This is a genomic window from Saccharibacillus sp. WB 17 (assembly GCF_008634075.2).
In the GTDB taxonomy this organism is placed as follows: domain Bacteria; phylum Bacillota; class Bacilli; order Paenibacillales; family Paenibacillaceae; genus Saccharibacillus; species Saccharibacillus brassicae.
In genome coordinates, this window is record NZ_VPFK02000015.1 from 1 (window position 1) to 26,526 (window position 26,526).

23 protein-coding genes are annotated in these 26,526 nt (G+C 58.6%); 5 read left to right on the plus strand and 18 right to left on the minus strand.

Features of this window, described 5'->3' with window-relative positions; genetic code table 11:
* The 8 genes from FTE24_RS07325 to FTE24_RS07360 form a co-directional block, all read right to left on the minus strand.
* Positions 1-3,361 (minus strand): DNA polymerase III subunit alpha (locus tag FTE24_RS07325; protein ID WP_237401685.1); only part of this gene is annotated, 3,361 nt, incomplete at its 3' end.
* Between the two features lie 40 nt (positions 3,362-3,401).
* Entirely contained in the window at positions 3,402-4,736 is a 1,335-nt protein-coding gene (locus tag FTE24_RS07330) for a DRTGG domain-containing protein (protein ID WP_150231335.1), read from the minus strand.
* A gap of 208 nt (positions 4,737-4,944) precedes the next feature.
* Positions 4,945-5,289, minus strand: coding sequence for a YlbF family regulator (locus tag FTE24_RS07335; protein WP_150231338.1), 345 nt, complete (start codon positions 5,287-5,289; stop codon positions 4,945-4,947).
* 136 nt (positions 5,290-5,425) lie between these two features.
* Positions 5,426-6,115: an HAD family hydrolase gene (locus FTE24_RS07340; RefSeq protein WP_150231340.1), complete on the minus strand. Its 690-nt coding sequence runs from the start codon at positions 6,113-6,115 to the stop codon at positions 5,426-5,428.
* Between the two features lie 38 nt (positions 6,116-6,153).
* The gene (locus tag FTE24_RS07345; RefSeq protein ID WP_150231342.1) at positions 6,154-7,518 is read right to left on the minus strand and encodes a hemolysin family protein; all 1,365 of its coding nucleotides are present in this window, start codon (positions 7,516-7,518) and stop codon (positions 6,154-6,156) included.
* Between the two features lie 76 nt (positions 7,519-7,594).
* Complete coding sequence (gene yfkAB, locus FTE24_RS07350; RefSeq protein ID WP_150231344.1) at positions 7,595-8,731, minus strand: radical SAM/CxCxxxxC motif protein YfkAB; 1,137 nt, start codon at positions 8,729-8,731, stop codon at positions 7,595-7,597.
* 129 nt (positions 8,732-8,860) lie between these two features.
* On the minus strand, positions 8,861-9,955 hold the full coding sequence (locus FTE24_RS07355; protein WP_150231346.1) for an HD-GYP domain-containing protein: 1,095 nt from the start codon (positions 9,953-9,955) through the stop codon (positions 8,861-8,863).
* 101 nt (positions 9,956-10,056) lie between these two features.
* The gene (locus FTE24_RS07360; RefSeq protein WP_150231348.1) at positions 10,057-11,490 is read right to left on the minus strand and encodes a bifunctional metallophosphatase/5'-nucleotidase; all 1,434 of its coding nucleotides are present in this window, start codon (positions 11,488-11,490) and stop codon (positions 10,057-10,059) included.
* A 674-nt stretch (positions 11,491-12,164) separates the two neighbouring features.
* On the opposite strand from FTE24_RS07360, the gene FTE24_RS07365 reads away from it, so the two are divergent.
* Positions 12,165-13,220 (plus strand): HD-GYP domain-containing protein, encoded by a 1,056-nt coding sequence (locus FTE24_RS07365; protein ID WP_150231350.1) that lies wholly within the window; start codon positions 12,165-12,167, stop codon positions 13,218-13,220.
* A gap of 129 nt (positions 13,221-13,349) precedes the next feature.
* Here FTE24_RS07365 and FTE24_RS07370 read toward each other — a convergent pair whose 3' ends face one another.
* Positions 13,350-13,919 (minus strand): hypothetical protein, encoded by a 570-nt coding sequence (locus FTE24_RS07370; RefSeq protein ID WP_150231352.1) that lies wholly within the window; start codon positions 13,917-13,919, stop codon positions 13,350-13,352.
* Positions 13,920-14,333: 414 nt separating this feature from the next.
* Between FTE24_RS07370 and FTE24_RS07375 the strand changes: the two genes are divergently transcribed.
* On the plus strand, positions 14,334-14,570 hold the full coding sequence (locus tag FTE24_RS07375; RefSeq protein WP_150231354.1) for a hypothetical protein: 237 nt from the start codon (positions 14,334-14,336) through the stop codon (positions 14,568-14,570).
* 61 nt (positions 14,571-14,631) lie between these two features.
* Here the strand turns inward: FTE24_RS07375 and FTE24_RS07380 are convergent, their stop codons facing one another.
* The 7 genes from FTE24_RS07380 to FTE24_RS07410 all read right to left on the minus strand — a co-directional run bounded on the left by FTE24_RS07380 (position 14,632) and on the right by FTE24_RS07410 (position 21,156).
* Entirely contained in the window at positions 14,632-15,003 is a 372-nt protein-coding gene (locus tag FTE24_RS07380; RefSeq protein WP_150231355.1) for a VOC family protein, read from the minus strand.
* A gap of 177 nt (positions 15,004-15,180) precedes the next feature.
* Positions 15,181-16,578, minus strand: coding sequence for a Fe-S cluster assembly protein SufB (gene sufB, locus FTE24_RS07385; protein ID WP_150231357.1), 1,398 nt, complete (start codon positions 16,576-16,578; stop codon positions 15,181-15,183).
* A gap of 18 nt (positions 16,579-16,596) precedes the next feature.
* Positions 16,597-17,022: a Fe-S cluster assembly sulfur transfer protein SufU gene (sufU, locus tag FTE24_RS07390; protein ID WP_141449092.1), complete on the minus strand. Its 426-nt coding sequence runs from the start codon at positions 17,020-17,022 to the stop codon at positions 16,597-16,599.
* Positions 17,012-18,232, minus strand: coding sequence for a cysteine desulfurase (locus FTE24_RS07395; protein ID WP_150231359.1), 1,221 nt, complete (start codon positions 18,230-18,232; stop codon positions 17,012-17,014). The genes sufU and FTE24_RS07395 overlap by 11 nt, the downstream gene beginning before the upstream one ends.
* Complete coding sequence (gene sufD / locus FTE24_RS07400) at positions 18,232-19,533, minus strand: Fe-S cluster assembly protein SufD (protein ID WP_150231362.1); 1,302 nt, start codon at positions 19,531-19,533, stop codon at positions 18,232-18,234. The genes FTE24_RS07395 and sufD overlap by 1 nt, the downstream gene beginning before the upstream one ends.
* A 32-nt stretch (positions 19,534-19,565) precedes the next feature.
* Entirely contained in the window at positions 19,566-20,354 is a 789-nt protein-coding gene (sufC, locus tag FTE24_RS07405) for a Fe-S cluster assembly ATPase SufC (RefSeq protein WP_150231363.1), read from the minus strand.
* Positions 20,355-20,691: 337 nt separating this feature from the next.
* Positions 20,692-21,156, minus strand: coding sequence for a Dps family protein (locus tag FTE24_RS07410; protein ID WP_141449088.1), 465 nt, complete (start codon positions 21,154-21,156; stop codon positions 20,692-20,694).
* A gap of 372 nt (positions 21,157-21,528) precedes the next feature.
* On the opposite strand from FTE24_RS07410, the gene FTE24_RS07415 reads away from it, so the two are divergent.
* A complete protein-coding gene (locus FTE24_RS07415; protein WP_150231365.1) occupies positions 21,529-22,053 on the plus strand; it encodes a hypothetical protein in 525 nt (174 codons plus the stop codon).
* Between the two features lie 113 nt (positions 22,054-22,166).
* Here FTE24_RS07415 and FTE24_RS07420 read toward each other — a convergent pair whose 3' ends face one another.
* Positions 22,167-22,550, minus strand: coding sequence for a DUF423 domain-containing protein (locus FTE24_RS07420; RefSeq protein WP_141449086.1), 384 nt, complete (start codon positions 22,548-22,550; stop codon positions 22,167-22,169).
* A gap of 262 nt (positions 22,551-22,812) precedes the next feature.
* Between FTE24_RS07420 and FTE24_RS07425 the strand changes: the two genes are divergently transcribed.
* Positions 22,813-23,394, plus strand: coding sequence for a YIP1 family protein (locus FTE24_RS07425; RefSeq protein WP_141449085.1), 582 nt, complete (start codon positions 22,813-22,815; stop codon positions 23,392-23,394).
* Between the two features lie 215 nt (positions 23,395-23,609).
* Positions 23,610-24,455 (plus strand): DegV family protein, encoded by an 846-nt coding sequence (locus tag FTE24_RS07430; RefSeq protein WP_150231367.1) that lies wholly within the window; start codon positions 23,610-23,612, stop codon positions 24,453-24,455.
* Positions 24,456-24,583: 128 nt separating this feature from the next.
* On the opposite strand, the gene FTE24_RS07435 is transcribed toward FTE24_RS07430, so the two are convergent.
* Positions 24,584-26,491 (minus strand): PAS domain S-box protein, encoded by a 1,908-nt coding sequence (locus FTE24_RS07435; protein WP_160441691.1) that lies wholly within the window; start codon positions 26,489-26,491, stop codon positions 24,584-24,586.
* Positions 26,492-26,526 lie beyond the last annotated feature (35 nt).

Here is a 26,526-nt window from a genome sequence, read left to right on the forward strand (position 1 = left end):
GGCGTGTACCCGGCCGGGCGGGCGGCGAGCCGGCGCCGCCGGAAGGCCTGCGCGGCGGGCTGTCGCCGCTGCCCGCGCTTGGACGGGCCGGGCGGGCCTGGCCCTGCCGGCTCGGGCTCGAAGAGCTGCTGCGCGATTCGCCGCGGGCCAGCAGGCTGCGAACGGCTTCTTCGCCAAGCGGCAGCACCGTGTCGGCGAGCAGCTTGAAGCCTTCGTCCTGCTGCTGGACTTTGGCGCGCAGCGCCAGCAGCGCGCCGGGCTGCATGACGTCCTGGCTTCGCTTCCACACTTCGGGGAACATGACCAGCTCGCAGCGCTCGATCTGGTCTTCGATCTCGGCGAACGCCATCGCTTTGCCCTGCTTGGTCGTGATCGTCTTGAGGCTGACGACCATGCCGACCGTGACGGCGTGGCTCTCGTCCGGCGCGTCGCCGAGTTCCATCAGCTTCTGCACGCCGGCCTCGCCGAGCAGCGGTTCGTAATCGTCCAGCGGATGGCCGGACAAATACAAACCGAGCAGATCGCGCTCCAGATCAAGCTGTTCCGACGACGTGTAATCGCGCACGTCGGGATATTCGATCTCCCAATTCGGCGTCTCGACGAAATCGAACATCTGGATCTGGAAATCTTCGCGTTCTTTGCGCCATTTGGCGGCGGCGTCCAGCGCCTCGTCCAGCATGGCGAGCAGCTGGGCGCGGTGGCCGGGCAGCGAATCGAACGCCCCGGCCTGGATCAGCGCTTCGACCACGCGCCGGTTGCTCGTCTTCGGATCGACGCGGCGGCAGAAGTCGAGCAGGCTGTCGAACGGCCGCTCCGCGCGTTCGTCCATGATGCTGCGGATCGCGTTCGTACCGACGTTTTTGATCGCCGCAAGCCCGAAGCGCAGGCTCGCTTTGCCGTCTTCTTCGGACGGCGTGAACAGCATGCCGCTCCTGTTCACGTCCGGCGGCAGCACCGGGATATTCATCCGGCGCGTCTCGACGACGTATTCGGCCACCTTGCGATGGTTGCCGGTCACGGCGGCGAGCATCGACGCCATGAATTCGACCGGATAATGCGCTTTGAGGTAAGCGGTCTGGAACGCCAGCACGCCGTAGGCGGTGGCGTGGGCGCGCGGGAAGCCGTAATCGGCGAAGCGCACGATCATGTCGTACACTTTGTTCGCGTCTTCTTCGCTGTAGGCCTGGCCGAGGCTGCCGCGTACGAAGTGGCCGCGTTCCTCGTCCAGCGTCTCGCGCTTTTTCTTCGAGACGGCCCGGCGCAGCAGATCGGCTTCGCCGAGCGAGAAGCCCGCCATCGTCGAGGCGATCTGCATGATCTGCTCCTGGTACACGATGATGCCGTGCGTGTCTTCGAGAATCGGCTTGAGGTCTTCGTGCGGATAATCCGCGCGGACCAACCCGTGCTTGACCTGGATATAATTCGATATAAATTCCATCGGACCCGGACGGTACAGCGCCACGACCGAGATGATGTCTTCGATGACCGACGGCTTCATCTCTTTCATGACGCGGCGGATGCCGGGCGACTCCAGCTGGAACACGCCGGTCGTATCGCCGCGGCCGAGCAGTTCGTACGTGCCGGGATCGTTTTCGGACACGACTTTGAAATCGACGGCCGCTCCGGTTCGCTCCGCGATCCATTTTTGGCAGCGTTCAATGATCGACAGCGTGCGCAGCCCCAGAAAGTCCATCTTCAGCAGGCCGACCGCTTCCAGACTCTCCATCGGATACTGGGTCAGCGCCGTCTTCTCGCCGCCTTCCTGCAGCGGAACGTAATCGGTCAGCGGACCGCGCGCGATAACGACGCCGGCGGCGTGCGTCGAAGCGTGCCGCGGCATCCCTTCGACCCGGCGGGCCGTGTCGATCAGCCTCGAAGCGTCGGGCGACGCTTCGAGGCGGTCGCGCAGCGCCGCGTTCTGCGCCAGCGCGCGGTCGATCGTCATGCCGACCTGCACCGGGATCAGCTTGGCCGTCTTGTCGACTTCGCCGTACGGCAGCGCCAGCACGCGGCCGACGTCGCGCACCGCGGCGCGGGCAGCCAAAGTGCCGAACGTGATGATCTGCGCGACGCGGTCCGCGCCGTATTTGTCCGTCACGTAGGCGATAACCTCGTCGCGGCGTTCGTCGCTGAAATCGATATCGATATCGGGCATCGTGATCCGCGCCGGATTCAGGAACCGTTCGAACAGCAGATTGTATTTGATCGGATCGACGTCCGTAATGTTCAGCGTATAGGCGACGAGACTGCCCGCGGACGAACCCCGGCCCGGTCCCGTGACGATGCCCTGCTCGTGCGCGTAGCGGATAAAGTCCCAGACGATCAGGAAATAATCGGAGAAGCCCATCGTTCCGATCACGCCAAGTTCATACTCCAGCCGTTCGTCGAGCTTGCTCCGATGAGCGGCGTCTTCCCAGCCCGGCAGATGGGCGTAGCGACGCTCCAGCCCTTCGCGGCACAGGTCGATCAAATACTGCTGCGGCGATCGGCCTTCCGGCAGCGGCTGGTATTCCGGCAGAATCGAGCGGCCCAGTTCAATTTCCAGTTCGCACTGCTCCGCGATCTTCGCCGTATTGGCCAGCGCCTTGGGCAGATGCGGGAACAGCCGGGCCATCTCTTCGCCCGTTTTGAGATACAGCTGCCGCGTCGGAATACGGAACCGTTCTTCGTCTTCCATCGTTTTGCCGGTGCCGATACAGATCAGCACGTCCTGAATGTCGGCGTCCGGTTCGGACAGATAATGCGAGTCGTTCGTCACTATAAGCTCGACCTGAATCTCTTCGGCCAGCGCGATCAGCATCGGATTTACTTTTTTCTGTTCGGCCAGACCGTGATCCTGCAGTTCGATATAGAAGTTTTCCCCGAAAATCTCTTTGTACCGCAGCGCCGCCGCTTTGGCTTCTTCGGGACGTCCGTTCAGAAAATGCTGCGGAATCTCCCCGCCGATGCACGCGCTCGTGCAGACGATGCCTTCGCTGTAGCGCTCCAGCACTTCGCGGTCGATACGCGGCTTGTAATGGAATCCTTCGAGATGGCCGGCCGAGCAGATCTTCATCAGATTGCGGTAGCCGGTCTCGTTTTTGGCCAGCAGGAGCAGATGGTAGATCGGCTGCTCTTTGCGGCTGGCCCGTTCGGTCCGGGAGGCCGACGTATAATAGGCTTCGAAGCCGAGAATCGGCTTGATGCCGGCGGCCCGACACGCTTTATAAAACGGAATGGCGCCGTACATGACGCCGTGGTCGGTCAGCGCGAGCGATTTCATGCCGAGTTCGGCCGCGCGTCCCACCAGTTCCTTGATCCTCGCCGCTCCGTCGAGCAGGCTGTATTCGCTGTGCACATGCAGATGGACAAAATCGTTCATGCGGGCGTTCCCCCTTTTCCGTTCGTGATGAATCGGCGTTTCAGCCGTTTTCGATCGAATGCAGCGTCATCATCGCTTTGGCGACGGTCTGCTCGCCGTGCGAAATAGCGATCTCCAGCCGGCAGATCCGGCGGCCGACCTCCAGCACGATCGGCATGACCATGACGGCATCCTCGATCTGGACCGGCCGGATAAAATACGTGCTCATGTTATCGACGACGTAATCGTTGCCGCTGTGATCTTTGGCCATGCGCAGCGCGGCCTGCATCATGACGGACGTCATGACGCCTTCGGAGATGGTGCCGAGGTCGGTCGCCATCTGCGGGGTAATGAATCCATGGAAAAAGAGTCGGCCTTCCGCGTCGCGTTCTTCCGCGAAACCGTTCCAGATCAAATGATCGAACGTCTCGCCGAGGCTGCTCTGCTCGCGCGCGTCGCGCATCGCCTGCAGCACTTCGCGCCGCGTCAGCACGCCGGCCAGCTTGCGGTTGCGATCGACGACCGGCAAGAAATCGATCCCTTCCCACGTCATGATCTGCGCGGCCGACGCCAGCGAAGTGAGCATGCCGGCCGTGACGGGGCTGCGCACCATAGCCCGTTCGATGCTCTGGCCCGGCTCGACGCTCTCGATGTCTTTGCGGCTGACGATGCCGAGCACCCGGTTCCATTCGTCCGTCACCGGAAAGCTGTTCGCGCCGGTCCGCTCCGCGACGCGCCGGAAATCTTCGGCGGTGCTCGTCGCTTTGAGCGAATACGGCTTCGACTTCAGGCTGACGAGGTCTTCGACCAGCATAATTTTTTTCTTGATCAGGCGGTCGAAGATCGCCCGGTTGATCATCGACGCGACCGTAAACGTATCGTGCCGCGAAGAGATGATCGGCAGCCCGAGCCGGTCGGCGAGGCTTTTCACTTCGCGGCTCGTGCCGAATCCGCCGGTAATGAGCACGCCGGCTCCATGTTCGATCGCGAGCGAGTGCGCGTTCTCCCGGTTACCGACGATCAGCAGGCTGCCCATGTCGATATAACGCGCCATGGCGTCGACTTTCATGGCGCCGATCACGTATTTGTTCAGCGTGATGGACAGGCCTTCGTTTCCGCCGAGCACATGCCCTTCCACGATGTCGACCACGTCCGCGAACGTCAGTTGGTCCGTGATGTTGCGGGGCTTCTTCTCTACCCGGACGGTACCGATCCGTTCCTTCGTAATGACGATCCCGAGCGTCTCCGCTTCCTTGACGGCCCGGTAGGCGGTTCCTTCGCTGACGCCCAGTTCCTTGGCCAGCTTCCGAACGGAAATCTTCGTGCCGACTTTGAGCTGTTCGATATGCTGCAGCAGTTGTTCGTGCTTCGTCACGGCTTGTTCATGCCCTTCCAACTGTTCCACTCCTCTCCGGAAATCTGTATTAGACTGTACCTATATTATATCACAAATACCGGCATTTAAAATCCGGCCCGCCGCTTGAATGCCATACGAAAAAGCCCCGGTTTCCCATAAGGAAACGGGGGCTTGCGCGGAAAGTCACTTTGCGGCTTTCCGGCTTGGCGTCGTTTGGCTGCAGCGGCTTGACTGCGGCCGCTTGATCCTAGTTCGAATCGTACATATTGGCCAGACTGTCGGAGATGATCTTGTTGACGTCCTGGATAATGACGCTCAGACGCTGCTCGGCGTCGAACAGACGGCGAATGTTCAAGTTCAGGCTCAGCACTTCGAACAGCTTCTCCATTTGTTCCATTTCTTCCTGCGGCGGCATGTCGCCGCTCATGATCCGCTGCTGGATCGTCATCTGGCGGGCACGGAAATCGTCGAGCATGCGCTTGCTTTCGGGATCGGCTTCGATCAATTTCAAAGCTGCCGTAATATCCTGGACTTCCGCGCTTTCCTGAAGCGATGTGGCAAGGTCGTTGGCTTTATCGTAGATAAGAGTCATAAGGTAAGTCTCCTTCGCGTCGGGGCTTGGTCCAAGCCCCGTTGATGGGTGAATCTTTGCTTATTTGCTTATTCGGCCTGCCGGCTGTTAAGGCAGCCGATGATGCGCCTGAGGACGCGCCTGTGGATCTGCCCGCTTATTTGCCGGCTTGTTCATACAGTTCGATCAACTGACCGAACTTCGTAATCAGCACGTCGGCGTCTTCGAGCTCGTGGTTGGCTCCGAAATCGGCGTAGGCGCAGCCGATCACGCCGAGCCCGTTCCCGAGTCCCGCCTGCACGTCCGACGAACGGTCGCCGACCATCCAGGCGCTGTTCACGCCGTGGTTTTTGAGCAGCATTTCGACGAGCAGCACTTTGGTCGCGGTCTGATATTCGCCCGCGCTGTACTGCGCTTCGAACAGCGGCGCGATGCCGAGCGCATCGGATACGCCTTTGACGTAGCCTTCGAGGCCGTTGCTCGCGACGAACAGGCGTACGCCGCGCTGCTGCAGCACTTCCAGCGTTTCTTTGACGTCCGGGTAGAGCAGCGCTTCGCCGCCTTTGAGCACTTCCAGCTGCAGTTCCAGCAGCAGGTCGTTGGCCCGGCTGCGCACGTTCTCGTCGGCGTCCGGAATGACGATCTGCCAGATTTCTTCGAGCAGCATGCCGAGGCTGCCGAGAATTAGCCGCTCCGGCGGCGTCTCGCCCGTATAGAGCCCTTCGGCCCGCAGGACGTCAAACATCCGGTGATAAGCCGGCAGCAGCGCCGTTTCCGTCTGGAACAATGTGCCGTCCATATCGAAGATCATCGCTTCGGGCTGGCGTAAACGTTTTTCGTTTTGCATGTTCATATTCATCCTTCCCCAAAAACGAGCGGGGGCGATCAGTCGTCGCCCCGTTCGTTTTCTTCCCCGTTTTGTTCGTGAAGCTCCGCGTCTTTATGCGGTTTGTGGATATGGACGCGCGTGATGCGCAGCCGCTCCGCTTCGGCGACTTCGAACGTGATGCCTCCGAATTCGACTTTCTGGCCCGGCAGCGGGTTGCCTTCTAGCTCCTTAAACATCCAGCCGCCGATCGAATCGACTTCTTCGTCGTCGATCTCGGCTCCCGTCAGATCGTTCACGTCTTCGATCAGCAGACGGCCGTCGACAGAGATGACGTCGCCGACCACTTCGATCTCCGGACGTTCGTTCTCGAATTCGTCGTACAGATCGCCGACGATTTCTTCCAGAATCTCTTCCGCCGTCAGCAGGCCCGCCGTACCGCCGTACTCGTCGACGACGAGCGTCAGCTGGGCCCTTTTCTGCTGCATGAGGCGCAGCACGTGGCTGATCTCCATCGATTCCGGCACGTTCAGGATCGGGCGGACCAGCTTGCGCAGATTCGGCTCGGTGCCCTGCGGCCAGAGCAGGATATCGGTAATATGCACGAAGCCGATGATCCGGTCTTTATCCTCGATCGCCACCGGATACCGCGAATGGCGGGTCTCCGTAATGATCTTCAGGTTTTCTTTGAGCGACAGATTGACGTACAGACAGTCCATATCTGTTCGCGGCAGCATGACCTCGCGCGCCAGCATATCCGAAAAGTCGAAGATATTGTCCATCAGCTTGACTTCTTCCAGGTCGATGGCTCCGCTTTTCGCGCTCTGGTTCATCAGGATGCGAATCTCTTCTTCCGAATGCGCCGCTTCCGCTTCGCCCGCCGGCTCAAGGCCGAACAGTCGCAGAAAAGCGTTCGCGGCATGGTTAAGCAGCCAGATGACCGGCAGGAACACGTAATAGAATACCAGCAGCGGTCCCGCCAGCACAAGCGACGTTCCTTCGGACTTCTGGATCGCCAACGATTTCGGAGCGAGTTCGCCGAGCACGATATGCAAAAAAGTAATGATGGCGAAGCCGATCGCGACAGATACGCCGGCAATCAGCGTCTCGTCGGTGAAGCCCATTTGGTACATGAGCGGTTCGACGAGCAGTTCGGACACGGCCGGCTCTCCGAGCCAGCCGAGTCCGAGCGACGTCAGCGTGATGCCGAGCTGCGTCGCGGACAAATACGCGTCCAGCCGGTTGGCTACTTTGAGCGCATAGGGAGCCAGACGGTTCCCTTCGCTGTTCAGCTGCTGCAGCCTGGAATGGCGAACTTTGACGAGCGAAAATTCCGCGGCGACGAATACGCCGTTCAGGAGAACCAGAAGCAGGACCAAAAATAAATTAATCGCCAAGCTTCCCAACTCGATCTCGTGCTCCAAATGAAATCTCCTCTTTTCTTCGGCGCAGGCTGTCCGTTATCGGGGCTTGCGCCCCGGGCGCAGGCCTGCAGCCGGTTCAATCCATAATCGCGCGGCGCGACTTGAAGTCGACGCCTTTGTAGTACATGTCGGCCACGAGCAGGTTCGGCCCGCAGCAGCTGGCCGCGTCGCAGTGGCAGTCGACCGTGCGGTTCAGCGGATGGTTCGTCGTCCATTCTTCGAAAATGGAATCGAGATTGTCGCGGTACACGCTGCCGAACGAAGGAATGGCGGCAAAATCCGTCACGAACACGTCGCCCGTGAACATATTGACGTTGACGCGGCTGCGTCCGTCCGGGTCGTTGCGCACGGTAACGTTCTTGGAAGCGTACAGCCTGCGCAGCAGCGCGCGCTCTTCGTCGGTGCTGCCGCAGGCGAAGAAAGGCAGCGTGCCGAACAGCATCCAGACGTTCTCGTCGCGATGATCCAGCAGATCGTGGATCGCGACCCGCATCTCGTCGAGCGACAGCACCGGCAGGTTGGCGGCGAACGCCGACGGGTACATCGGATGCACTTCGTGACGGCGGCAGCCCATCTCCAGAATCGTTCGGTGCATCTGCGGCAGATGTTCGTGCGTCCGGAAGTTGATCATCGTCTCCGCCGAGATGAGCATGCCCGACCGGCTGAGGCTTTTGGCGTTGTCGATCATGCGCGTATACATTTTTTCGGCCGCGGCATAAGGAACGGGATGTCCGCTGTTGGCGAACCCGGTCTGATGGAAATTTTCCGGACCGGTATAGTTGAAGGAGATATGCATGACGTCCAGATAAGGCAGCAGCTTCTCGTAGCGCTCCAGATCCAGCGTCAGGTTCGAATTGATCTGCGAACGGATGCCCCGTTCCCGCGCGTAGCGCAGCAGCGGCACGATGACGTTATCGACGGTCTGCCGGCGAAAAGAAGGTTCTCCCCCCGTGATGCTGATCGTCTCCAGATGTTCCACCTCGTCCAGACGGCGGAGCATCAAATCCAGCGGGATCATGTCCGGTTCGTTCAATACGAGCGTATCGCCTACGGCGCAATGCTCGCAGCGCATGTTGCACAGGTTGGTGACCGTCATTTCCACGCTGGTCAAGCGGTGCCTTCCGTGTTTGCGCAGCGAGCGGATCGGATCCCAAGGATCGTAGCTCGGAGACAAATCGCGAAGTGTGGAACCGCCGTTATTGATTACTGTCATGTTGACCACCTTTATTATTAAGAACCTCCTTCGGGCCGCCGGCAGATGCCGAAGCGGCCCGAAAGGGATGAAGCGCGTTCTTTGTTCTATTAACCTTCCGACCGCGTTTTATGACGCCTGCCGGTTTTTTTAATTTTCCGCGATCCGGCTGACCATAATCGACAGATGGCGCGACAGGTCGACTTCGTACGGCTGCACGCTCGCGCCTTCTTCGTCTTCGATCACCCGCACGATCGGCCGGTTCGGCGTCTTCGGCGGCACGCTCGTCACGACGCCCGTCTGACCCGTGCTGAGTCTGACGGTCAGGCCGACCGGATACAGCGCGACCTTGTCGCGGAACACTTCCAGCTTGCGCTGGTCGTATTGGGTGCAGGAGCCGCTGTACAGGATGTCCACCGCTTCGTGCGGCAGCATGCCCCGGCGGTAGACCCGATTGGTCGTCATGGCGTCGTACGAATCCGTGATGGCGATCCATTTGGCAAAATCGTGGATCTCCCCGTCGCGGATGCCGCGCGGATAGCCGCTGCCGTCCAGCCGCTCGTGGTGCTGGAACGCGCAGTGCGCGGCGAGCAGCGGAACAAAAGGCTCGTCTTTGAGCAGGGCGTAGCCAAGTTCCGTATGCCGTTTCATCTCCGCGAATTCTTCGTCGGTCAACCGGCCGGGCTTGAGCAGCACTTTCGGCGAAATTCGCGTTTTGCCGATATCGTGCAAAATCGAACCCATGCCGAGCGTGAACAGGTCTTCCCGCGAATGCCCGGCAGCCATGCCGAGCGTCAGCGTGTAGAGACAGACGTTAAACGAATGGGTGTATAAATAATGATCCGTCGTGTGGATATCGCCGAGCATAATCAGCACGTCTTCCCGCGAACCGAGATCGTCCAGAATGCTTTCGGTCATTTTGCGAAAACTGTAACCGAGATGCGGATAGGACATGCGCCCCATCTTGTCGTTCATCATGCTGCGATAGACCGTGCGGATCTGCTTGACGGCTTCGCGGCGCGTCTCGTCGGCGACCATCTCCGGCAGCACGATATCGTCGGTCACCTCGTCTTGGACGTACAGGATATCGATGCCGAGCCGTTCCAGCCGGCGAATGATCGAGACGGTCAGTTCCGCCCCTTCGGCCAGCAGCGTGAGGCCCTCTTCATTATAAATGCGTTTGCCCAGCTTCATGCCGGGCCGTATTTGTCCGATCGACAGCAGGCGCACAAACTTCCACTCCATTTAAGCCGTCTCGTCGTCCGGATCGTGCGATTTGCGTTCGCGTCGGCGAGGGCGATTGGTATTTTTGAACCTTACCGAAAAAAGCGGGCCGAACCGAATGGTCAGACGCGGACCCAGCGGGCCGCGGCAGCTTCCAGGGCCGCCCCGGGGCGGCCGAGTTCCAGCCGCAGCAGGTCGCGCAGAAATTCGGGCAAAATAAACGTCTTGTCCGTTCCGCGGCTGAGTGATTCGTACCCGGCGCCGAACGTGAACATGTCCAGCGTGCCGACCCGGTATTCGCCGTCCGGCTCGATCGTCCGTTCGGACGTCCGGGCTTCCACGATGCGGGCATAGGCCGGCGCTTCGGGATCGTACCGGACGGTCAGGCCGTCCGCGCACAGCCCGCCGAGGCGTTCGCCGCGGAATCCGAATCCCGTCAGCTTTTTGCCCGTGTATTCGGGCAGCAGCGACTGTTCGAGGCTGCGCAAAATGTCGCTGCCCCGCAGCGTAACGACGCACGGATTGATCGGCGACGGACACAGGGCGTGCAGCAGCCCTTCCGTGATCTCTCCCGCCGGCAGCGGTCCGAGCACCTGGCCGGAATTGACCAGCGAGAACTCCCCGCCGGCGAAGCGCCGAACCGACTGGGCAAGCAAATTGCCGAGTTCGGATTCATGCTCGTAATCGATCGGCAGTTCCCGCTCGGAGACGGCCGCGACCTGCCGCAGGCGACGCGCCGCTTCTTCGTGATGCCAGGCGATCGCATCGTCCACGCGGGCGTCGGGCTCGACGTTCGCAAGTTCGACGAGCCCCGCTTCCTCCACGACGCACCGTCCGGACGACGTATCGCGCGCGATGACGATGCGCCCGATATGGCCGCCGAATTTGCCCGCCGCGCAGACGACGGTTCCGCCGATATCGATCGGCTCCGCCAGCAGATGATGCGTATGCCCGCCCAGAATAAGGTCGAGCCCTTCCGTCATTCCGGCAATCCGTTCATCCGACGCCAGTCCCAGATGCGACAGCAGCACAACGACGTCCGCGCGGGTGCGCAGCTCGTCCACCTGCCGCTGCAGACCGGCGAACGGATCGGACACGTCGACGCCGAGCAGCCGGTAAAAATCCGAGAACGGCGCCGTCAAGCCCAGCACGCCGACCCGGAATCCCCCGGTCTCGATCACTGCGCTATCGCGCAGCCAGCCTGGCAAAGAGCCGTCCGCCATGCGCACATTGCCGCACACGACCGGACAGTTCAGCGAAGCGTACACGTCTCCGAGCCGCTCCGGCGTAAAGGTCAATCCTTCGTTATTGCCGATCGTCACGGCATCGTAGCCCGAACGATTCAAAATATCGACATTGGCCGCTCCGAGACTGCCTTCCGTCTCGATCGCCATCCGATCCATATGGTCGCCCACGTCAAGCGTGCATACCGGCTTCCCCTGCGCTTTTTCCGCAGCGATATAAGCGGCGATTCGGCCCATCTGCTCAAAGTGGCTGTGCAGGTCGTTGGTATGCAAAATCGTCAGCGTCTCTCGCTTTTCCGTCTTTGAGCCCATCGAGGCCGTCCTCCTTCGGACCTTGCATCGCGCAGGCGGCGGCAGCCGCAACTGCCGGAGCTGTCCGCCGCCAACGCGGTTCGAGTCGATCTTCAATCATATAGCCGTCCCTCTGAACGCACAAGCGGAATTTCGAATGCCAAACCGGATGCCGAACCGGCCGTGCCGGAACGGTCCGCGGTCTATGCAAGTATTTTAACATGCCTCCGGCTCCCCGAAAAGAATAAGCAATTCGACAACCGTAAAATTTCTGCACGTTTTTTATCAAGCAGGATGAAAAATAAGGATATTTTGCACTTGTATGAGATAATTGACTGGTATATTTTACTCCAAATTGGTGACAAAATATGATATATTGAGAGGGTCAATCTCATCTTGGCTTCAAGTCTAAAGTCCCAAACAAATGAGTTGAATTGTGCCGATATACGAGTTACACAGCCTCTGCGCGTTTTGGACCCGAACCGAAGACATTCTCCATCTCGCGCCGGCCTTTCCACTTGGAGCGGTCGGCGCGGGAGTCTACTCAGGCGAAGCGATCCAGGAACCTACCTTTACCCATTCGCAGAAACACAGATCCGGAGAACGGCGCAGCCGTTCGGGAAGGGATGCCGCCCGGCATCTTCGCTCGTTCTCCACCCCACCGCATTCGCTTGTTACAGAAAGGAGAAATCGCTTTGAAAGTTCATGTAACCGACCTCAAAAACGGCGACCGCCTGATCGCCGATACGTTCAATCGACACGGCGTACACATTCTCGCCAAAGGCACCGCCCTGTACGATGCCGAAATCGCCCGTCTGATGCAGCACAGCATCGACTACGTCGAAGTTCACCCCAATGAGGAAGACCCTTATGCCAACGCAGGAACGGCAGCGTTTTTCTTCCCCGAAATCAAATCGACGTTCGACGACGCGGTACTGCTGTTCGAGTCGCTGTTCCACGATTCGATGACGACCGGCCGTTTCGACAGCGCGCTTGTCGAAGACATCATGCAGCCTCTGTTCAACGTACTCGCTTCCCAGAAAGACGCCGTCGCCCTGCTTCTGCTGCTCAACCGGGACGCCAATTACACGTACGTCCATTCGATGCAGGTCGGCATGCTGTCTTACTACCTCTCCCTCTGGCTCGGTTATCCGCATGATCAGGCTTCCGCGATTTGCCAGGCGGGCTATCTGCACGATATCGGCAAATCGACCATTCCCGGCGAGATTCTTAACAAACCCGGCCGTTTGACCAAAGAAGAATACGAAATCGTAAAAATGCATACCGTCAACGGGTATGAGATCATCCGCAACTCGCTCGGCGACACCGTCGCGGCGACAGCGGCGCTGCAGCACCACGAACGCGGAGACGGCAGCGGGTACCCGCACGGGATCAAAGCGGACGAGATGCATCCGTGGTCGGCGATCATCGCCGTAGCGGACGTCTACAGCGCCATGACGAGCAATCGGGTGTATCAGGACAAGCAGGAACTGATCAACGTGCTCAAAGAGCTCCATAGGCTCAGTTTCGGACAGTTGGCGCCCGAACCGACGCATACGTTTATCCGCAACATGCTGCCTTATTTTATTAACAAAAAAGTCCGGCTCACGAACGGCGAATACGGTTATATCGTCATGAACCATCCGACCGATTTTTTCCGTCCGCTCGTTCGCGTCAGCGACCGTTTCGTCGATCTGTCGACCGAACGCGAACTCGATATCGAAGAAGTGTTTTCCGACAACGCGGGTTGATCCCGGTGCGGGCCTCCCCTGGCTTTAGGGCGGTCGCCCGATCCCCTTACGGTCGGATATCTCAGGTTTGCGGCGTTTCGCAGCACAAAAAACACGTATCCGCCCAAGGCGGTACGTGTTTTTTAGGCTTTACTTCTTCAGCACGAGCTTGACCGTCGATGCGTTGACGTCTTCGTCCTTCGAAGCGACGTAGCGATGCAGCAGCTTCTGGGACTGGATCATGACGCTCGGCGTGTCGGTGCCCGTCTCTTTCCAGTAGCTCTGGAGCAGTTCGTACAGATTGCCGTACTTGCCCGCTCCTTCCGCCAGGAAGAAGTAAGCGATCTCGCTGCCGCGGGGCTTCAGATGACGTTCCGCGTGGCTGTTCGGATCGTACGTGCACACTTCGATCTCTCCCTCGCGGTTGACGCCGCCGAATGCGGTCATGACCGATTTGCCTTTTTCGGAAAACACGGCAAGCGTCATCTGCAGGATGACGAGAATGCGGTCGTACGGTGTACCTTCTTCAAGCAGCCCCGATATGTGCTTCGCGATCGTTTCGCGCGCTTCGCGGTCTCCGCCGGCGGTCGCCACGAATTCGCGTTCGCCCACTTTCACCACATGCTCTTCCGGCTGCGGCGTATGTTCCGAACCGTTGGCGCCGTTGTCGCTCATTACGGTTATAAAATTCTCTTTTGCGATTACGGAAATGAAGCTCATTGTCTATATTCCTCCTTCTTTAAAAGCGCGTACGCAAATGGCTCATGCAGCGGTGCAGGCAAAAGCGGCGGCGGCCGCTGCGGGTCCTTCCCGCCGGGCGGGATCGAACACCGCGCCATGCGCAATTTGCTTACACGCCGTAAGCCAACTAATTCGGGGGCAAGCAAGCTTATTCCTGCCGGCCTCGCAAATTTAAAAGAAAACGTCAGCTTTTTCAGTATAGCAGACTATCGGCGGTTTCGGCGAGCGAAGCCCGCGCTCAATCTGCATGTTTGTGGAAAAACATGGCGTGATCTCTATCTTTTCTAATGGGAATTCCGGAATCTTGCGTTAATATAGGTCTATAAGCCCAAATGATGCGTACCCGATTCGCCCGTCCCCGCATGAATGCCCAGACAGAAGAGGAGAATGAAAGTGAACTTACTTTGGAAAAATTCGCTTGGCCGCAAATCCCCGATCGATTCGTTCTCCGAGATCCGCCAGGCCGGCGGCATCCTCGATCGCTCCGTCCTCCCGGCCGTCTCGCCGCATCAGCTCTACGCCGAACTGGAGAATGCGCTCAATCTGCTGAACCTTTTTCCCAAAGCCAAAGTGTACCGCACCTGCAAAGAAATCGAGACGTATATGGAACGGCTGCGCACGGCACTGTAGGCGTATTATACAAAAAGCGAACCCCCGAGGCCGGGGGTTCGCTTTTTGCTTTTGCGTTTAATTATCCGGCTTGGCTGTGCAGCGTAATACGGTACCCGTCGGGATCGGCAAACGTAAACGTGCGTCCGAACGGTCCGTCGATCGGAGCGGACGTAATCTCCACCCCTGCGGCAAGCAGCTTGTCGTGGAGCTCCTGCGCCTCCGGCGCATGCAGCCACAGCGCAACGCCGAGTCCCGGCTGAACCGGCGAGCCGAGCTCGACGCCCGGCAGCAGGTCGCGCAGGGCAAAAGCGATCGGCCGGGTCTCGAACACGACGGCATGAGGCGGGCCGGCCGGCGAGCGAACGAGGCCCAGATAATCTTGATAGAAAGCGGCAGAACGATCGAGATCGTTCACCTGCAAAGAGATAAAATCGGGTCCAATGACTGGCATTTGGGTATTCTCCTTTGTCTGAGCGCTTATTTGTGAATGTTTCTGTGTTCATTGTATAGGTCTCCTCCTGACAACGGCATGTCAGCAGCCTTTTGGGGAATTTCATTTTACGCAAAAAAAAATCTCCGGGCAGGCCCGGAGATTTGTGGATATAACGGAGGAACAGGAGCGATCGGTTTAGCCGATCGAGCCTTCCATCTCAAACTTGATCAGACGGTTCATTTCAACCGCGTATTCCATCGGCAGTTCTTTGGTGAACGGCTCGATAAAGCCCATGACGATCATTTGCGTCGCTTCGTTCTCGCTGAGGCCGCGGCTCATCAGGTAGAAGAGTTGATCTTCGGATACCTTCGAGACTGTCGCTTCATGCTCCAGCATCACGTCGTCGGTCAGAATCTCGTTGTACGGAATCGTATCCGACGTCGACTCGTTGTCGAGAATGAGCGTATCGCACTTGATGTTCGACTTGGCGCCCTGCGCCTTGCGGCCGAACGAAGCGAGACCTTGATACGTCACCTTGCCGCCGTGCTTGCTGATCGACTTGGAGATGATCGTCGATGTCGTGTCCGGAGCCAGGTGGATCATTTTCGCGCCCGCGTGCTGATGCTGGTTTTTGCCGGCAACCGCGATCGACAGGACGGAACCTTTGGCACCGCGTCCTTTGAGAACGACAGCCGGATATTTCATCGTCAGCTTGGAGCCGATGTTGCCGTCGACCCATTCCATGTTGGCATTCTCTTCGGCAACCGCGCGTTTGGTTACGAGGTTGTAGATGTTGGAAGACCAGTTCTGGATCGTTGTATAACGAACGCGAGCGTCCTTTTTGACGATGATCTCAACGACCGCACTGTGCAGGGAGTTCGTTCCGTAGACCGGAGCGGTACATCCTTCCACATAATGCACGAAGCTGCCTTCGTCCGCGATGATCAGCGTGCGTTCGAATTGGCCCATGTTTTCCGAGTTGATCCGGAAGTAAGCTTGCAGCGGAACTTCGCATTTGACGCCCTTAGGCACGTAGATAAAGCTGCCTCCGGACCATACCGCGCTGTTCAGCGCCGCGAACTTGTTGTCGGTCGGCGGAATGACTTTGGCGAAATGTTCTCTCAGAATTTCCGGGTGCTCTCTGAGCGCCGTATCGGTATCCATGAAAATAACGCCCTGGTCTTCGAGCTCTTTCTGGATGTTGTGGTAGACGACTTCGGATTCGTACTGCGCCGAGACGCCGGCGAGGAACTTCTGTTCCGCTTCCGGAATGCCCAGCTTGTCGAACGTTTCCTTGATTTCGCTTGGCACTTCTTCCCACGTCTTGCTCTGGCCTTCGGAAGCTTTGACGTAGTATTGAATCTCGTCGAAGTTCAGTTCGCTCAGATCGCCGCCCCATGTAGGCATCGGCATTTTCTGGAACTGTTCGAACGCTTTGAGGCGGAAGTCCAGCATCCATTCGGGCTCGTTTTTCATTTTGGAAATGGAAATCACGATCTCCTTGGTCAGGCCTTTGCCGCTCTTGTAGATGGACTCGTGTTCGTCGCGAAAACCATATTGGTAATCTTCGCTAATCGGTGCTTGTTTAGCCATGTTGATTCCTCCCTTTTCTTAGTGGTCTTCCCGTTCGATTCCTTTGCGCAGGGCGTTCCAGGCAAGGGTGGCACATTTGATCCGGGCCGGAAATTTATTTACGCCCGATAAGGCTTCGATATCTTCATATTCTTCGAATTCCACGTTCTCGCCCTTCATCAGGGAAGAGAAGCGTTCGGCCAGTTCGAGCGCCTGCGGCAGCGTCTTTCCTTTGACCGCTTCCGTCATCATCGATGCGGAAGACATGCTGATGGAACAGCCGTCGCCGGTATAGCGGGCATTCTTCACGACTCCGTCTTCCAACTGAAGCTGCAGCGAAATTTTGTCGCCACAGGTCGGATTGTTGAGGTCGATCGTGACACCTTCGTCTTCGAACTTGCCTTTATTCCGAGGATTTTTGTAATGATCCATAATGACGCGGCGGTACAGATCGTCAAGTTGCATCTCCAAAGTACTCCTTTGTCCGGATCAAGGCGTCGATCAGTCGGTCGATGTCTTGTTCGTTATTATACAGGTAAAAGCTGGCGCGCGCCGTCGAGCTCACGTTCAGCCAGCGCATAAGCGGCTGGCAGCAGTGGTGGCCGGCGCGGATCGCGACGCCGTACGAATCGAGCACGGTCGCCACGTCGTGCGGATGCACGTCGTCCAGATTGAACGTCACGATGCCGACTTTGCGCTCCTGCGGGCCGAACACCCGCAGGCCTTCGATCTCGTTGATGCGGCGCATGGCGTACATCGCGAGCCGGTGCTCGTGCTCGGCGATGTTATCCATGCCGAGCTCGGTCAGGAAGTCGACCGCCGCCCCGAGTCCGACGGCGCCGGCGATAATCGGCGTGCCGCCTTCGAACCGGTACGGCAGATCTTTCCAGGTCGATTCGTAGAGGCCGACTTCGTCGATCATCTCGCCGCCGAATTCGACCGGCTCCATCCGCTCAAGCAGCGCCTTTTTGCCGTACAGGGCGCCGATGCCGGTAGGTCCGCACATTTTATGTCCGGAAAGGGCATAAAAGTCGCAGTCCAGATCCTGCACGTCGACCTGCATATGCGGCGTGCTCTGCGCGCCGTCGACCACGAGGATCGCGCCGTGCTTGTGGGCAAGCGCCGCGATTTCCTTGACCGGGTGGACGACGCCCATGACGTTCGATACGTACGCAATTGCCACGATTTTGGTCTTGTCCGTGATGACCTTGGCCGCGGCTTCCACGGTGATCGTGCCATCGGGATTCGGTTCGATATATTTGAGCGTCGCGCCCTTCCGCTTGGCCAACTGCTGCCAAGGGATCAGGTTGCTGTGGTGCTCGATCGGCGTGATGACGATCTCGTCGCCTTCTTGCACGTTGGCGTCCCCGTAAGAGGAAGCCACCAGATTGAGCCCCACCGTCGCGCCGCGGTTGAAGATGATTTCTTCGGCATGGGCCGCGCCGATAAACTTCGCGACTTTCTCCCGTGCGCCTTCGTAGGCGTCGGTCGCCCGGCTGCCCAGCGTATGCACGCCGCGGTGCACGTTCGAGTTGTCGAATTCGTAATAACGGCGCAGCGCGTCAAGCACGACGCGCGGCTTCTGCGAAGTCGCCGCGCTGTCGAGATAGACCAGCGGGTGGCCGTTCACTTCCTGGCTGAGAATCGGGAATTGCTCCCGAACGGAGGCGTTCATTACTGCCCCAGCTTTCTCTCAACGATACGCTGCAGGCGCGTGCGCAGCAGTTCCAGCGGGATCTCCGCGATAATCGGCGCCAGGAAGCCGTAGATGATCAGGCGCTCGGCATTCGTCTTGGAGATGCCGCGCGACATCAGGTAGTAGACCTGATCCGGATTGACTTTGCCGACGGAAGCCGCGTGTCCGGCCATAACGTCGTCTTCGTCGATCAGCAGGATCGGGTTCGCGTCGCCGCGTGCGTTCGGGCTCAGCATCAGCACTTTTTCCGTCTGCTGCCCGTTCGACTTGGTCGCGCCGTGCTCGATCTTCGTAATGCCGTTGATGATCGCCTGCGCTTCTTCTCTCATAACCGCGCGGGTGAACATGTCGCTCTCCGACGATTTGCCGAAGTGGACGGCGCGGGTCGTGAAGTTGAGCTTCTGCGCGCCGGAACCGATCGCGATGATCTTCGCATCGGAATGCGTGCCGCGGCCGTTCAGCGTCGTCGCCGTATCCGCGACCGTGTCGCCGTCGTTCATCTCGCCGACGATCCATTCGATATCGGCGTCGTTCGACAGCAGTGCGCGGCGGTACGAGACGTCCGTCACTTCTTTGCCGAACTGGTGAACGGTCGCGTATTGGACTTTGGCTCCGTCCAGCGCGATGACTTCGACGGCGCCGTTATGCAGCACGCTGCCGTTCAGGCCGGCGGACACGTAGTTGTCCACGTAAGTGACGCGGCTGTTCGTGTCGGCCACGACCAGGATGTGCGGAGCGAACGAAGCGGAAGCGTCGTCGCTCAGGAACACGGCCTGCAGCGGCACTTCGAGTTCGACGTTTTTGGGTACGTACAGGAATACGCCGCCGTTCCACGCCGCGTGATGCAGCGCGGACACTTGGTGTTCGCTCGGCTTCACGGCGGTGCCGAGGTATTTCTTGACGAGCACTTCGTGCTCGCGGGCAGCCGTTTCAAGATCGGTGAAGATGACGCCTTTGGCGCTCAGCTCTTCCGACAGCGAAGTGAACACGACGCCGGAGTTGTGCTGCACGATCAGGTTCTGCGTGCCTTCTTCGATCAGATCCTGCGCTGCGGACGGCAGGTCGCTTTGCGAAGATACGGCAGCGGCCGCTTTGAACGTGCCGTAGTCGCTCAGGTTCCAGCGGTCGAGCTTGGTTTTTTCCGGCTTCGGCAGTTCCAGCGAAGCGGCCAGTTCGAGCGCCTGCAAGCGGCGTTCGGTCAGCCATGCGGCTTCGCCGCGGGCTGCGGCCCACTCGGTGATCTGAGCGGCCTGAACCGGAAGAATGGTTGTTAAAGTCATAATCGGTGTTCCTCCTTCCGTTCCTTATTGGATTACGCTTCTTGTTCTTGTCCGACCGTCTCGTCGGTAATGCCCAGTTCTTCCTTGATCCAGTCGTAACCGTCCTGCTCCAGGCGCGCCGCAAGTTCCGGTCCGCCGGACTTGACGATGCGTCCCTGCATCATGACGTGCACGAAGTCGGGCGTAATGTAATTCAGCAGGCGCTGATAGTGGGTAATGATCAGGAAACCGCGGTCTTCGTGCTTGATTTCGTTCACGCCGTTCGCTACGATGCGCAGGGCGTCGATGTCGAGACCGGAGTCGATTTCGTCCAAAATGACGACTTTCGGATCGAGCATCATCATTTGCAGAATTTCGTTACGCTTTTTCTCGCCGCCGGAGAAGCCTTCGTTCAGGTAACGGTGCGCGAACTCGGGATTCATCTCCAGGCCTTTCATGCTGCCTTCCATTTGACGGATGAACTTGATCAGCGAGATCTCGTTGCCTTCGCCGCGGCGGGCATTGATCGCGCTGCGCAGGAAGTCGGAGTTCGTCACGCCGGCGATTTCGCTCGGATACTGCATGGCGAGGAACATGCCGGCGAGCGCGCGTTCGTCGACGCCCATGTCCAGCACGTCTTCGCCGTTCAGCGTAACCGTGCCTTCCGTAACTTCATATTTGGGATGTCCCATGAGCGCGGAAGCCAGCGTACTTTTGCCTGTGCCGTTCGGTCCCATGATCGCGTGGATTTCTCCGCCGTTCATTTCCAGGTTGATGCCTTTCAGAATTTCCTTGCCTTCGATTTGAGCTTTGAGTCCTTCGATGACGAATTTAGTTGCCATGTTCAGCGTCCCTCCAGAAATATAATGGTGAATCCGTGATATCCTTTTGATCAAACGCTCTAACCAAAATAATTATAACCTTGTAATGATTATAAACTGATTATCGTTGATTCTCAATTTATTTTACCCGAATTTATTTTGTAGTTCAACGAATCGCCATATATTTAAAAATTAAAGCTTCTTATCCATGAACGCGCCGAGGCGATTTAGGTCTTCTTTTGTGTCTTCTCGCAGGGGCGGGACCGACGTTCAATAACAAAAGCCCGGTCTGCATCAGACCGGGCTTTGCCTATGTCCGGCCGAAGCCGGAATCGTAAAGGTGCGTCAAGCTTGAATCTTAGTGTCCGAGGAACGAACGCAGCATCCACATATGTTTCTCGAGATCCTGCTTCATCGAGATCAACATGTCGCTTGTCGCTTGATCGTGCGCTTCTTCAGCCAGTTCGAGACCTTCTTGCATCTCTTCGGCTACCGTTGCGAAGTCTTCGATCAGCGTCTGTACCATCGTGCGGTAATCTTCGTTGCCGGCAGCTTCCTGAATGCTGGACAGCTCCAGATATTCTTTCATCGTTGCGGCCGGGCTTGCTTTGATTGTCAGCATGCGCTCCGCCACTTCGTCCATCTTCTCCGTCACTTCGTTGTAAAGTTCTTCGAACTTCACGTGCAGCGTGTAGAAGTTTTCGCCTTTTACATACCAGTGGAAGTTATGGATCTTCACGTAAAGAACGTTCAGGTTCGCGACCTGGCGGTTCAGAATTTCCTCGATTGTTTTGGTTTGGGCTTCTGTTTTCGTCTTGTCCATGATTAATCCCTCTTTCCTTAAAATGTATTCCGCGCGTTGTGTGTTCGGTTCATCGCGTGGGAAGTTCGTGTGTGTAAGACCGGCACGGCTTCGCTTTTCTCTTGGCCGCTTCTAAGTACAGATTACCCGAACAAAAATGCGGCGAAACAAGTCAACGTTCCAAAACGTGCCGCGCCCGACCCCAAAGGCGGAAGAACGCGGCGGCCGAAGAACACCTGCTCGGCCTCCTCCATTAAACTGGATATTTTCATGCCTGCAAGCTTACCAACCCCTAGGATTATGCCAAAAGTCATGCTATCATTGGAGAACGCCGGGTCCCGATCGCATTCAAGATCGAGGTCCGAATCAGAACGGGTTCAGACCGGAGGAACTATGACCAATAAGACATCGCAAGAACGTTCCGGATTTCTTTTCAACGTGGACATTTTGATCGACGGCTCGACCAACGGCCAAGCGCTGCAAGCCCTGTTGGCCCTTTTGAACGATTCCGACAAGGTGGTCGACCTTCGGATCAATTCCGGCATCGAACTCGGTCAGGTGATCGAATCGGCGCTGGCCAGCATGAAGACGAATTACCAGGAGAAATCCCGGGCGACGCTGTCCGCGGCCAAAGGCTTCCAAGCCAAAGCAGCAGCCGCGCAAATCGCTTCGCAGCCGGCTCCCAAAGCGGCGCCCAAACCTGCTTCTTACCTGACTCCCGACGACATTCGGGAAAGCATAAGCAAAAACCGGCTCGTGCGCCTGATCGTCAACAAGCCGGGCGGCAATCGCCTCAGCATCCCGTGCCGGATTCTCAACTTCGACGAATCCGCGCAGATGCTGAGTGTCTACCACGTCGACGAGAAGCAGGTCTACAGCTTCTCGCTCAACGAGATCGACGAATTGACCGGTCAGTAGAGGCTGCACCGCAGCCTGTCCTTTCCATTAAAAAAGACTCCGGAACCGCGTCTCAGCGGCTTCCGGAGTCTTTTTGGCTTGGCGCGGCGCAAGCCCGGTTCCGCAGCGCGGAATCAGCGCGCTTCGGACCGGCGGCCGGCGGAGAAGGCCAGCACGACCCAGCCCGCGATGAAGGCCACGCCGCCGAGCGGCGTAATCGGCCCGAAGATGCGCAGGCCGGTCGTGCTCAGCAGATACAGGCTGCCGGAGAACAAGACGATGCCGGCCAGGAACAGCCAGGCCGCCCACGCCAGGCCGCGCGATTCGCCCCATACGCCCATCGCGACGGCAACGATCAGCATCGCCAGCGCGTGAATGAAATGATATTGAATGCCGGTCTGGAACGTCTTCATGGAGTCTTCGCCGATGGCGTCGCCGAGCATATGGCTGCCGAACGCGCCGAGTCCGACGCCGATCATGGCCAGAAGGCAGGCCGTGACCGCAATTTTCCTCTGCATGCTATCCCTCTTTTCCTTGTGTTCGCCTCGTTGCGGAAACCCGGCGGCGCAGGATCGCCCGAACTCCCGCAAATCGACCTTTATTATAGAGCGTGGCGGCGCGAAAGACCAGAAAAAGCCACCTTCTTCGCGCGCAGCTTTTCGAAACCGTTCGGGATCCGAACCGTATCAAGGAAGATGTGCGCAACTTAAGGTTGCTTTTTACAGTCAAATATGGAAGAGTAATCACATAAAAGTTGCCTATACAAAGGAGAGTTGAAGCATGGATAATCGTTTTCCCCCGCCCGACGGTCCGAACGGCCGCCAGAACGGTCCGGATCTGCGCAAAAACCCGGAACGCGGCGAATTCGGCTCGCAGCCTTCCGATGACCCGTACCTGAACGACAACGACGGGCGAACGTACGAAGAACGCATGAATCCGCCGTTCAGTCCCTACGACGAATTTCCGCGCGACGACCGGGAGTTCGGCAAGCTGAAGCATTCGGGACCCGGCATCGCCTCGTTCGTCCTGTCGCTCGTCGCGATCGCGCTGTACGTCGTCTTTTTCGTTTCCGCGGTCGGCGTCGTCTATTCGATCGGCTCCGCGGGCACGACGTTCGATCCGTATACGGCGACCGAAGAACAGATGATGAGCGTCGGCGTCGGTGCGCTCGTGCTTATTGCGAGCCTGCTGGGCGCGGCCGTGCTCAATCTGATCGGCGTCATTCTCGGCATCGTCGGCCTGGTGTCCAAAACGCGCAAAAAAGTGTTCGCCGTGATCGGTACCGCGCTCAACGCGCTGTGCCTGCTCGGCGGAGGCGGATTTATCCTGATCAGCACGCTGATGGGCGCGGGCGGGCTGTAAGCCGCAGCCGCTCCCCTGCTTCCGAATTTACGTTCGAAAGATCGTCCCCGCTTCGCCAAAAAGGCCGGTGCGCAAGCGCCGGCCTTTGGCCTGCCTAATCTTCACCGATCGTGCTATACTGGTAACGGAACGCCATTGTATGGAAAACGTTCCGAATTCGCTTATTTCGCCCCTTTGCTCTCAAAACGCTCGGGAGCGGTTACAAGGAGATGAACATGTCCAACATCCGAATTTTTTCCGATAGTACCAGCGACCTTCCCCCGGAACTGCTTGAGCAGTACGGGATCGGCATCGTTCCGCTGTATGTGGTATTCGAAGACCAGACGTACCGGGACGGTACCGACCTGACCCCTTCGCAGCTGTTCGACAAAGTCTCCCGGCAGGGCAAACTGCCGAAGTCGGCGGCGCCTTCGCCTGCCGATTTCAGCCGGGCTTTTGCGCCGGTGCTCGAACGGGGAGATCGCATCCTATACATCAGCTTGTCGGCCGAATTGTCGTCCACCTACCAGAACGCCCGGATCGCCGCCGACGATTTCGAGCCCGGCCAGGTGACGGTGTTCGACTCGCGCAACCTGTCTACGGCAATCGGTCTGCAGGTGCTGCGCGCAGCGCGGGCCGTCGAAGCCGGCATGGACGTTCCGGAGATCGTACATATGCTGCAGCTTGCGCTGCCCGGCATCGAGACGGAATTCGCGATCGACACGCTCGAATATTTGCACAAAGGCGGCCGCTGCTCGGGCATGCAGAACCTGATCGGCAGCCTGCTCAGCATCCGTCCGATCATCAAAGTGATCGACGGCGCGATGACGCCGGCTTACAAAGTCCGGGGCAAACGCGAGAAAGCGCTGGATAAAATGCTGCAAAACCTGCTCGCCAACAAAGACCGGCTGGACGGTCCCGTCGCTGTCGTGCACGCGGATGCGGAGCAGGACGCCCTGCGCCTGCGCAAAACGATCCTGCGCGAGACGGGCGCCCGCGAAGTGCTGCTGTGCACCGCCGGCTGCGTCATCTCCACCCACTGCGGACCGGGCACGCTCGGCTTGATGTATGCGTTAAAATAAAAGCCGAACCGCAAACGGCGGCGCAATCCTCTGAGGATTGCGCCGCCGTTTTTGCGTTGCCTGCCGTTATCATGCACGCCGCCGCGCCGTCTTCGCGTCTAACGCCGTTCCGCTCTGCCGCCCGCCGCTCAGGCTTCGCCCAGCAGCGGCAGCGCAAACGAAAAGACCGATCCTTCGCCTTCGCTGCTCTCGGCCCAGATCGTGCCGCCCATACGCTCGATCCACCGTTTGCAGATCGCAAGGCCAAGTCCCGTGCCTTCGTAACGGCGGTCCATCGCCGAATGGATCTGCGAGAACGGCTGGAACAGCAGCTCCATTTTGTCCGCCGGAATGCCGATTCCGCTGTCGCGCACGTCGACCTTCAGCACGTACCGGAGCGGTTCGCCGTCGTCCGTCCCCGGCCGCATCACGCAGTCGGCTGTCACGACGATGCGGCCTCTCGGCGTAAATTTGACCGCGTTGCCGACCAGGCCGACCAGAATCTGCCGCAGCTTGCCGGCATCGCCGACGAGCCGCTTCGGGAAAGCTTCGCCGAAGCGCAGATCCAGCTCCACCCCGGAAGCTTCCGCCTGGACGGAGAAAGACGCCACCGCTTTTTCAAGCAGCAGCCGGGCATCGAACGATTCGCGTTCGAACGTCAGGCTGCCGCTCTCGGCCGCGTTGAAATCGAGAATCCGGTCGACGACGACCTGAAGGCCGAGACCGCTGAGGCGCAGCACTTCCATATAATCGCGCTGCTCTCCCGTCAGCATCGTATCGGACATGAGATCGGCCATGCCGAGTACCCCGTTCAGCGGCGTGCGGATCTCATGGCTCATAAGGCTGAGGAACTCGGTCTTGGCGGCAAGTCCCCGCTGCGCTTCGTTCTTCTGCCGAACGATCTCGCTCTGGCTCGTCACGTCCTTGAACACGACGACGGCGCCGGCCGGTTCGCCGTTCTCGAACAGCGGATTGACCCGGTATTCGACCAGCAGGCTCGTTCCGTCTTTGCGCCAGAACACTTCGCCTTCGACGAAACAGGAATCGCCCTGCCGGATCGAGCGGTGGATCGGGCATTCCTCGATCGGATACGGAGTGCCGTCGGAACGGCTGTGGTGAATCAGGTCGTGGTTATAGACGTTTTCGAATTCGCCGCTTGCGTAACCGAGCATACGGGCTCCCGCCCGGTTGATAAAGATCGAACGTCCTTCGCGGTTGATCTCGAAAATGCCTTCGGATACCCCGTTCAGAATGGACGTATACTGCTCGGTCAGTTCGCGGCTGCGCTGCATCTGCCGTTTCCACTCGGTGATGTCCAGCGCGATCATATAGACGCCGAGCGTCTCGCCGTCCACGATGATCGGCAGCACCGTCAGATTAACGTCGATGCGCTGGCCGTCTTTGGCTTGCACCTGCGTCTCGAAATTGCCCGACTCGCCGCGGAACGTGCGCTCGAAGCGCTCCCGCAGCCGCTCCGTCGTCTCGGCCGGAAAAAAGTTCAGGTACGGCCGCCCGGACAGTTCGCCGCTCGCGTATCCGGTCATCGCTTCCAGGTTCGGGTTGACCGACAAACAGCGGCCTTCCGCATCGAACGACAAAATGCCGGCCGGATTGTATTCGAACAACGACCGGTACAGCTTCTCCTGCTTTTTCAGCTTCCGGTTTTTGTCTTCGGCTTCCGTGATGTCTTTGGCAATGCCGTAGATGCCGACCCGCCGTCCTTCCTGTTCGATCGCCACGTAAGTGACCGCGAGGGTCCGCAGGCTGCCGCTTTTGCTCACGATGTTCAGCTTGAATTCCAGGTGCTTCTGCTCATTCATCGCGCCGCGGCCGACCCGGCTCCGTTCGTATTCGCCGTCCCGGTAAAGCTCCCGCAAATCCATCGCCTGCAGCTCTTCCAGCGTGTAGCCGCTAATGCGCTCGGTCGCGGGATTTGCGTAAATCAGTTGTCCCGCCATGTTCATCACGTAGATGGCGTCGGGATGATATACGAACAGCGGACGATAAATTTCACTCTCCGCAAACGTTTCTCCTAACAAATCGAATGGATTTTTCAAAGCCGACTCCCTTTCATTTTTGCATAATCCGTAAA

Coding starts and splice junctions, on each gene's coding strand:
- sufB (WP_150231357.1), bottom strand. CDS start 16,578: ATGGCTAAACAAGCACCGATTAGCGAAGATTACCAATATGGTTTTCGC.
- sufD (WP_150231362.1), bottom strand. CDS start 19,533: ATGACTTTAACAACCATTCTTCCGGTTCAGGCCGCTCAGATCACCGAG.
- FTE24_RS07425 (WP_141449085.1), top strand. CDS start 22,813: ATGGATAATCGTTTTCCCCCGCCCGACGGTCCGAACGGCCGCCAGAAC.
- FTE24_RS07360 (WP_150231348.1), bottom strand. CDS start 11,490: ATGGGCTCAAAGACGGAAAAGCGAGAGACGCTGACGATTTTGCATACC.
- FTE24_RS07420 (WP_141449086.1), bottom strand. CDS start 22,550: ATGCAGAGGAAAATTGCGGTCACGGCCTGCCTTCTGGCCATGATCGGC.
- FTE24_RS07380 (WP_150231355.1), bottom strand. CDS start 15,003: ATGCCAGTCATTGGACCCGATTTTATCTCTTTGCAGGTGAACGATCTC.
- FTE24_RS07410 (WP_141449088.1), bottom strand. CDS start 21,156: ATGGACAAGACGAAAACAGAAGCCCAAACCAAAACAATCGAGGAAATT.
- FTE24_RS07415 (WP_150231365.1), top strand. CDS start 21,529: ATGACCAATAAGACATCGCAAGAACGTTCCGGATTTCTTTTCAACGTG.
- yfkAB (WP_150231344.1), bottom strand. CDS start 8,731: ATGACAGTAATCAATAACGGCGGTTCCACACTTCGCGATTTGTCTCCG.
- FTE24_RS07430 (WP_150231367.1), top strand. CDS start 23,610: ATGTCCAACATCCGAATTTTTTCCGATAGTACCAGCGACCTTCCCCCG.
- FTE24_RS07335 (WP_150231338.1), bottom strand. CDS start 5,289: ATGACTCTTATCTACGATAAAGCCAACGACCTTGCCACATCGCTTCAG.
- FTE24_RS07370 (WP_150231352.1), bottom strand. CDS start 13,919: ATGAGCTTCATTTCCGTAATCGCAAAAGAGAATTTTATAACCGTAATG.
- FTE24_RS07340 (WP_150231340.1), bottom strand. CDS start 6,115: ATGCAAAACGAAAAACGTTTACGCCAGCCCGAAGCGATGATCTTCGAT.
- sufC (WP_150231363.1), bottom strand. CDS start 20,354: ATGGCAACTAAATTCGTCATCGAAGGACTCAAAGCTCAAATCGAAGGC.
- sufU (WP_141449092.1), bottom strand. CDS start 17,022: ATGCAACTTGACGATCTGTACCGCCGCGTCATTATGGATCATTACAAA.
- FTE24_RS07395 (WP_150231359.1), bottom strand. CDS start 18,232: ATGAACGCCTCCGTTCGGGAGCAATTCCCGATTCTCAGCCAGGAAGTG.
- FTE24_RS07355 (WP_150231346.1), bottom strand. CDS start 9,955: ATGGAGTGGAAGTTTGTGCGCCTGCTGTCGATCGGACAAATACGGCCC.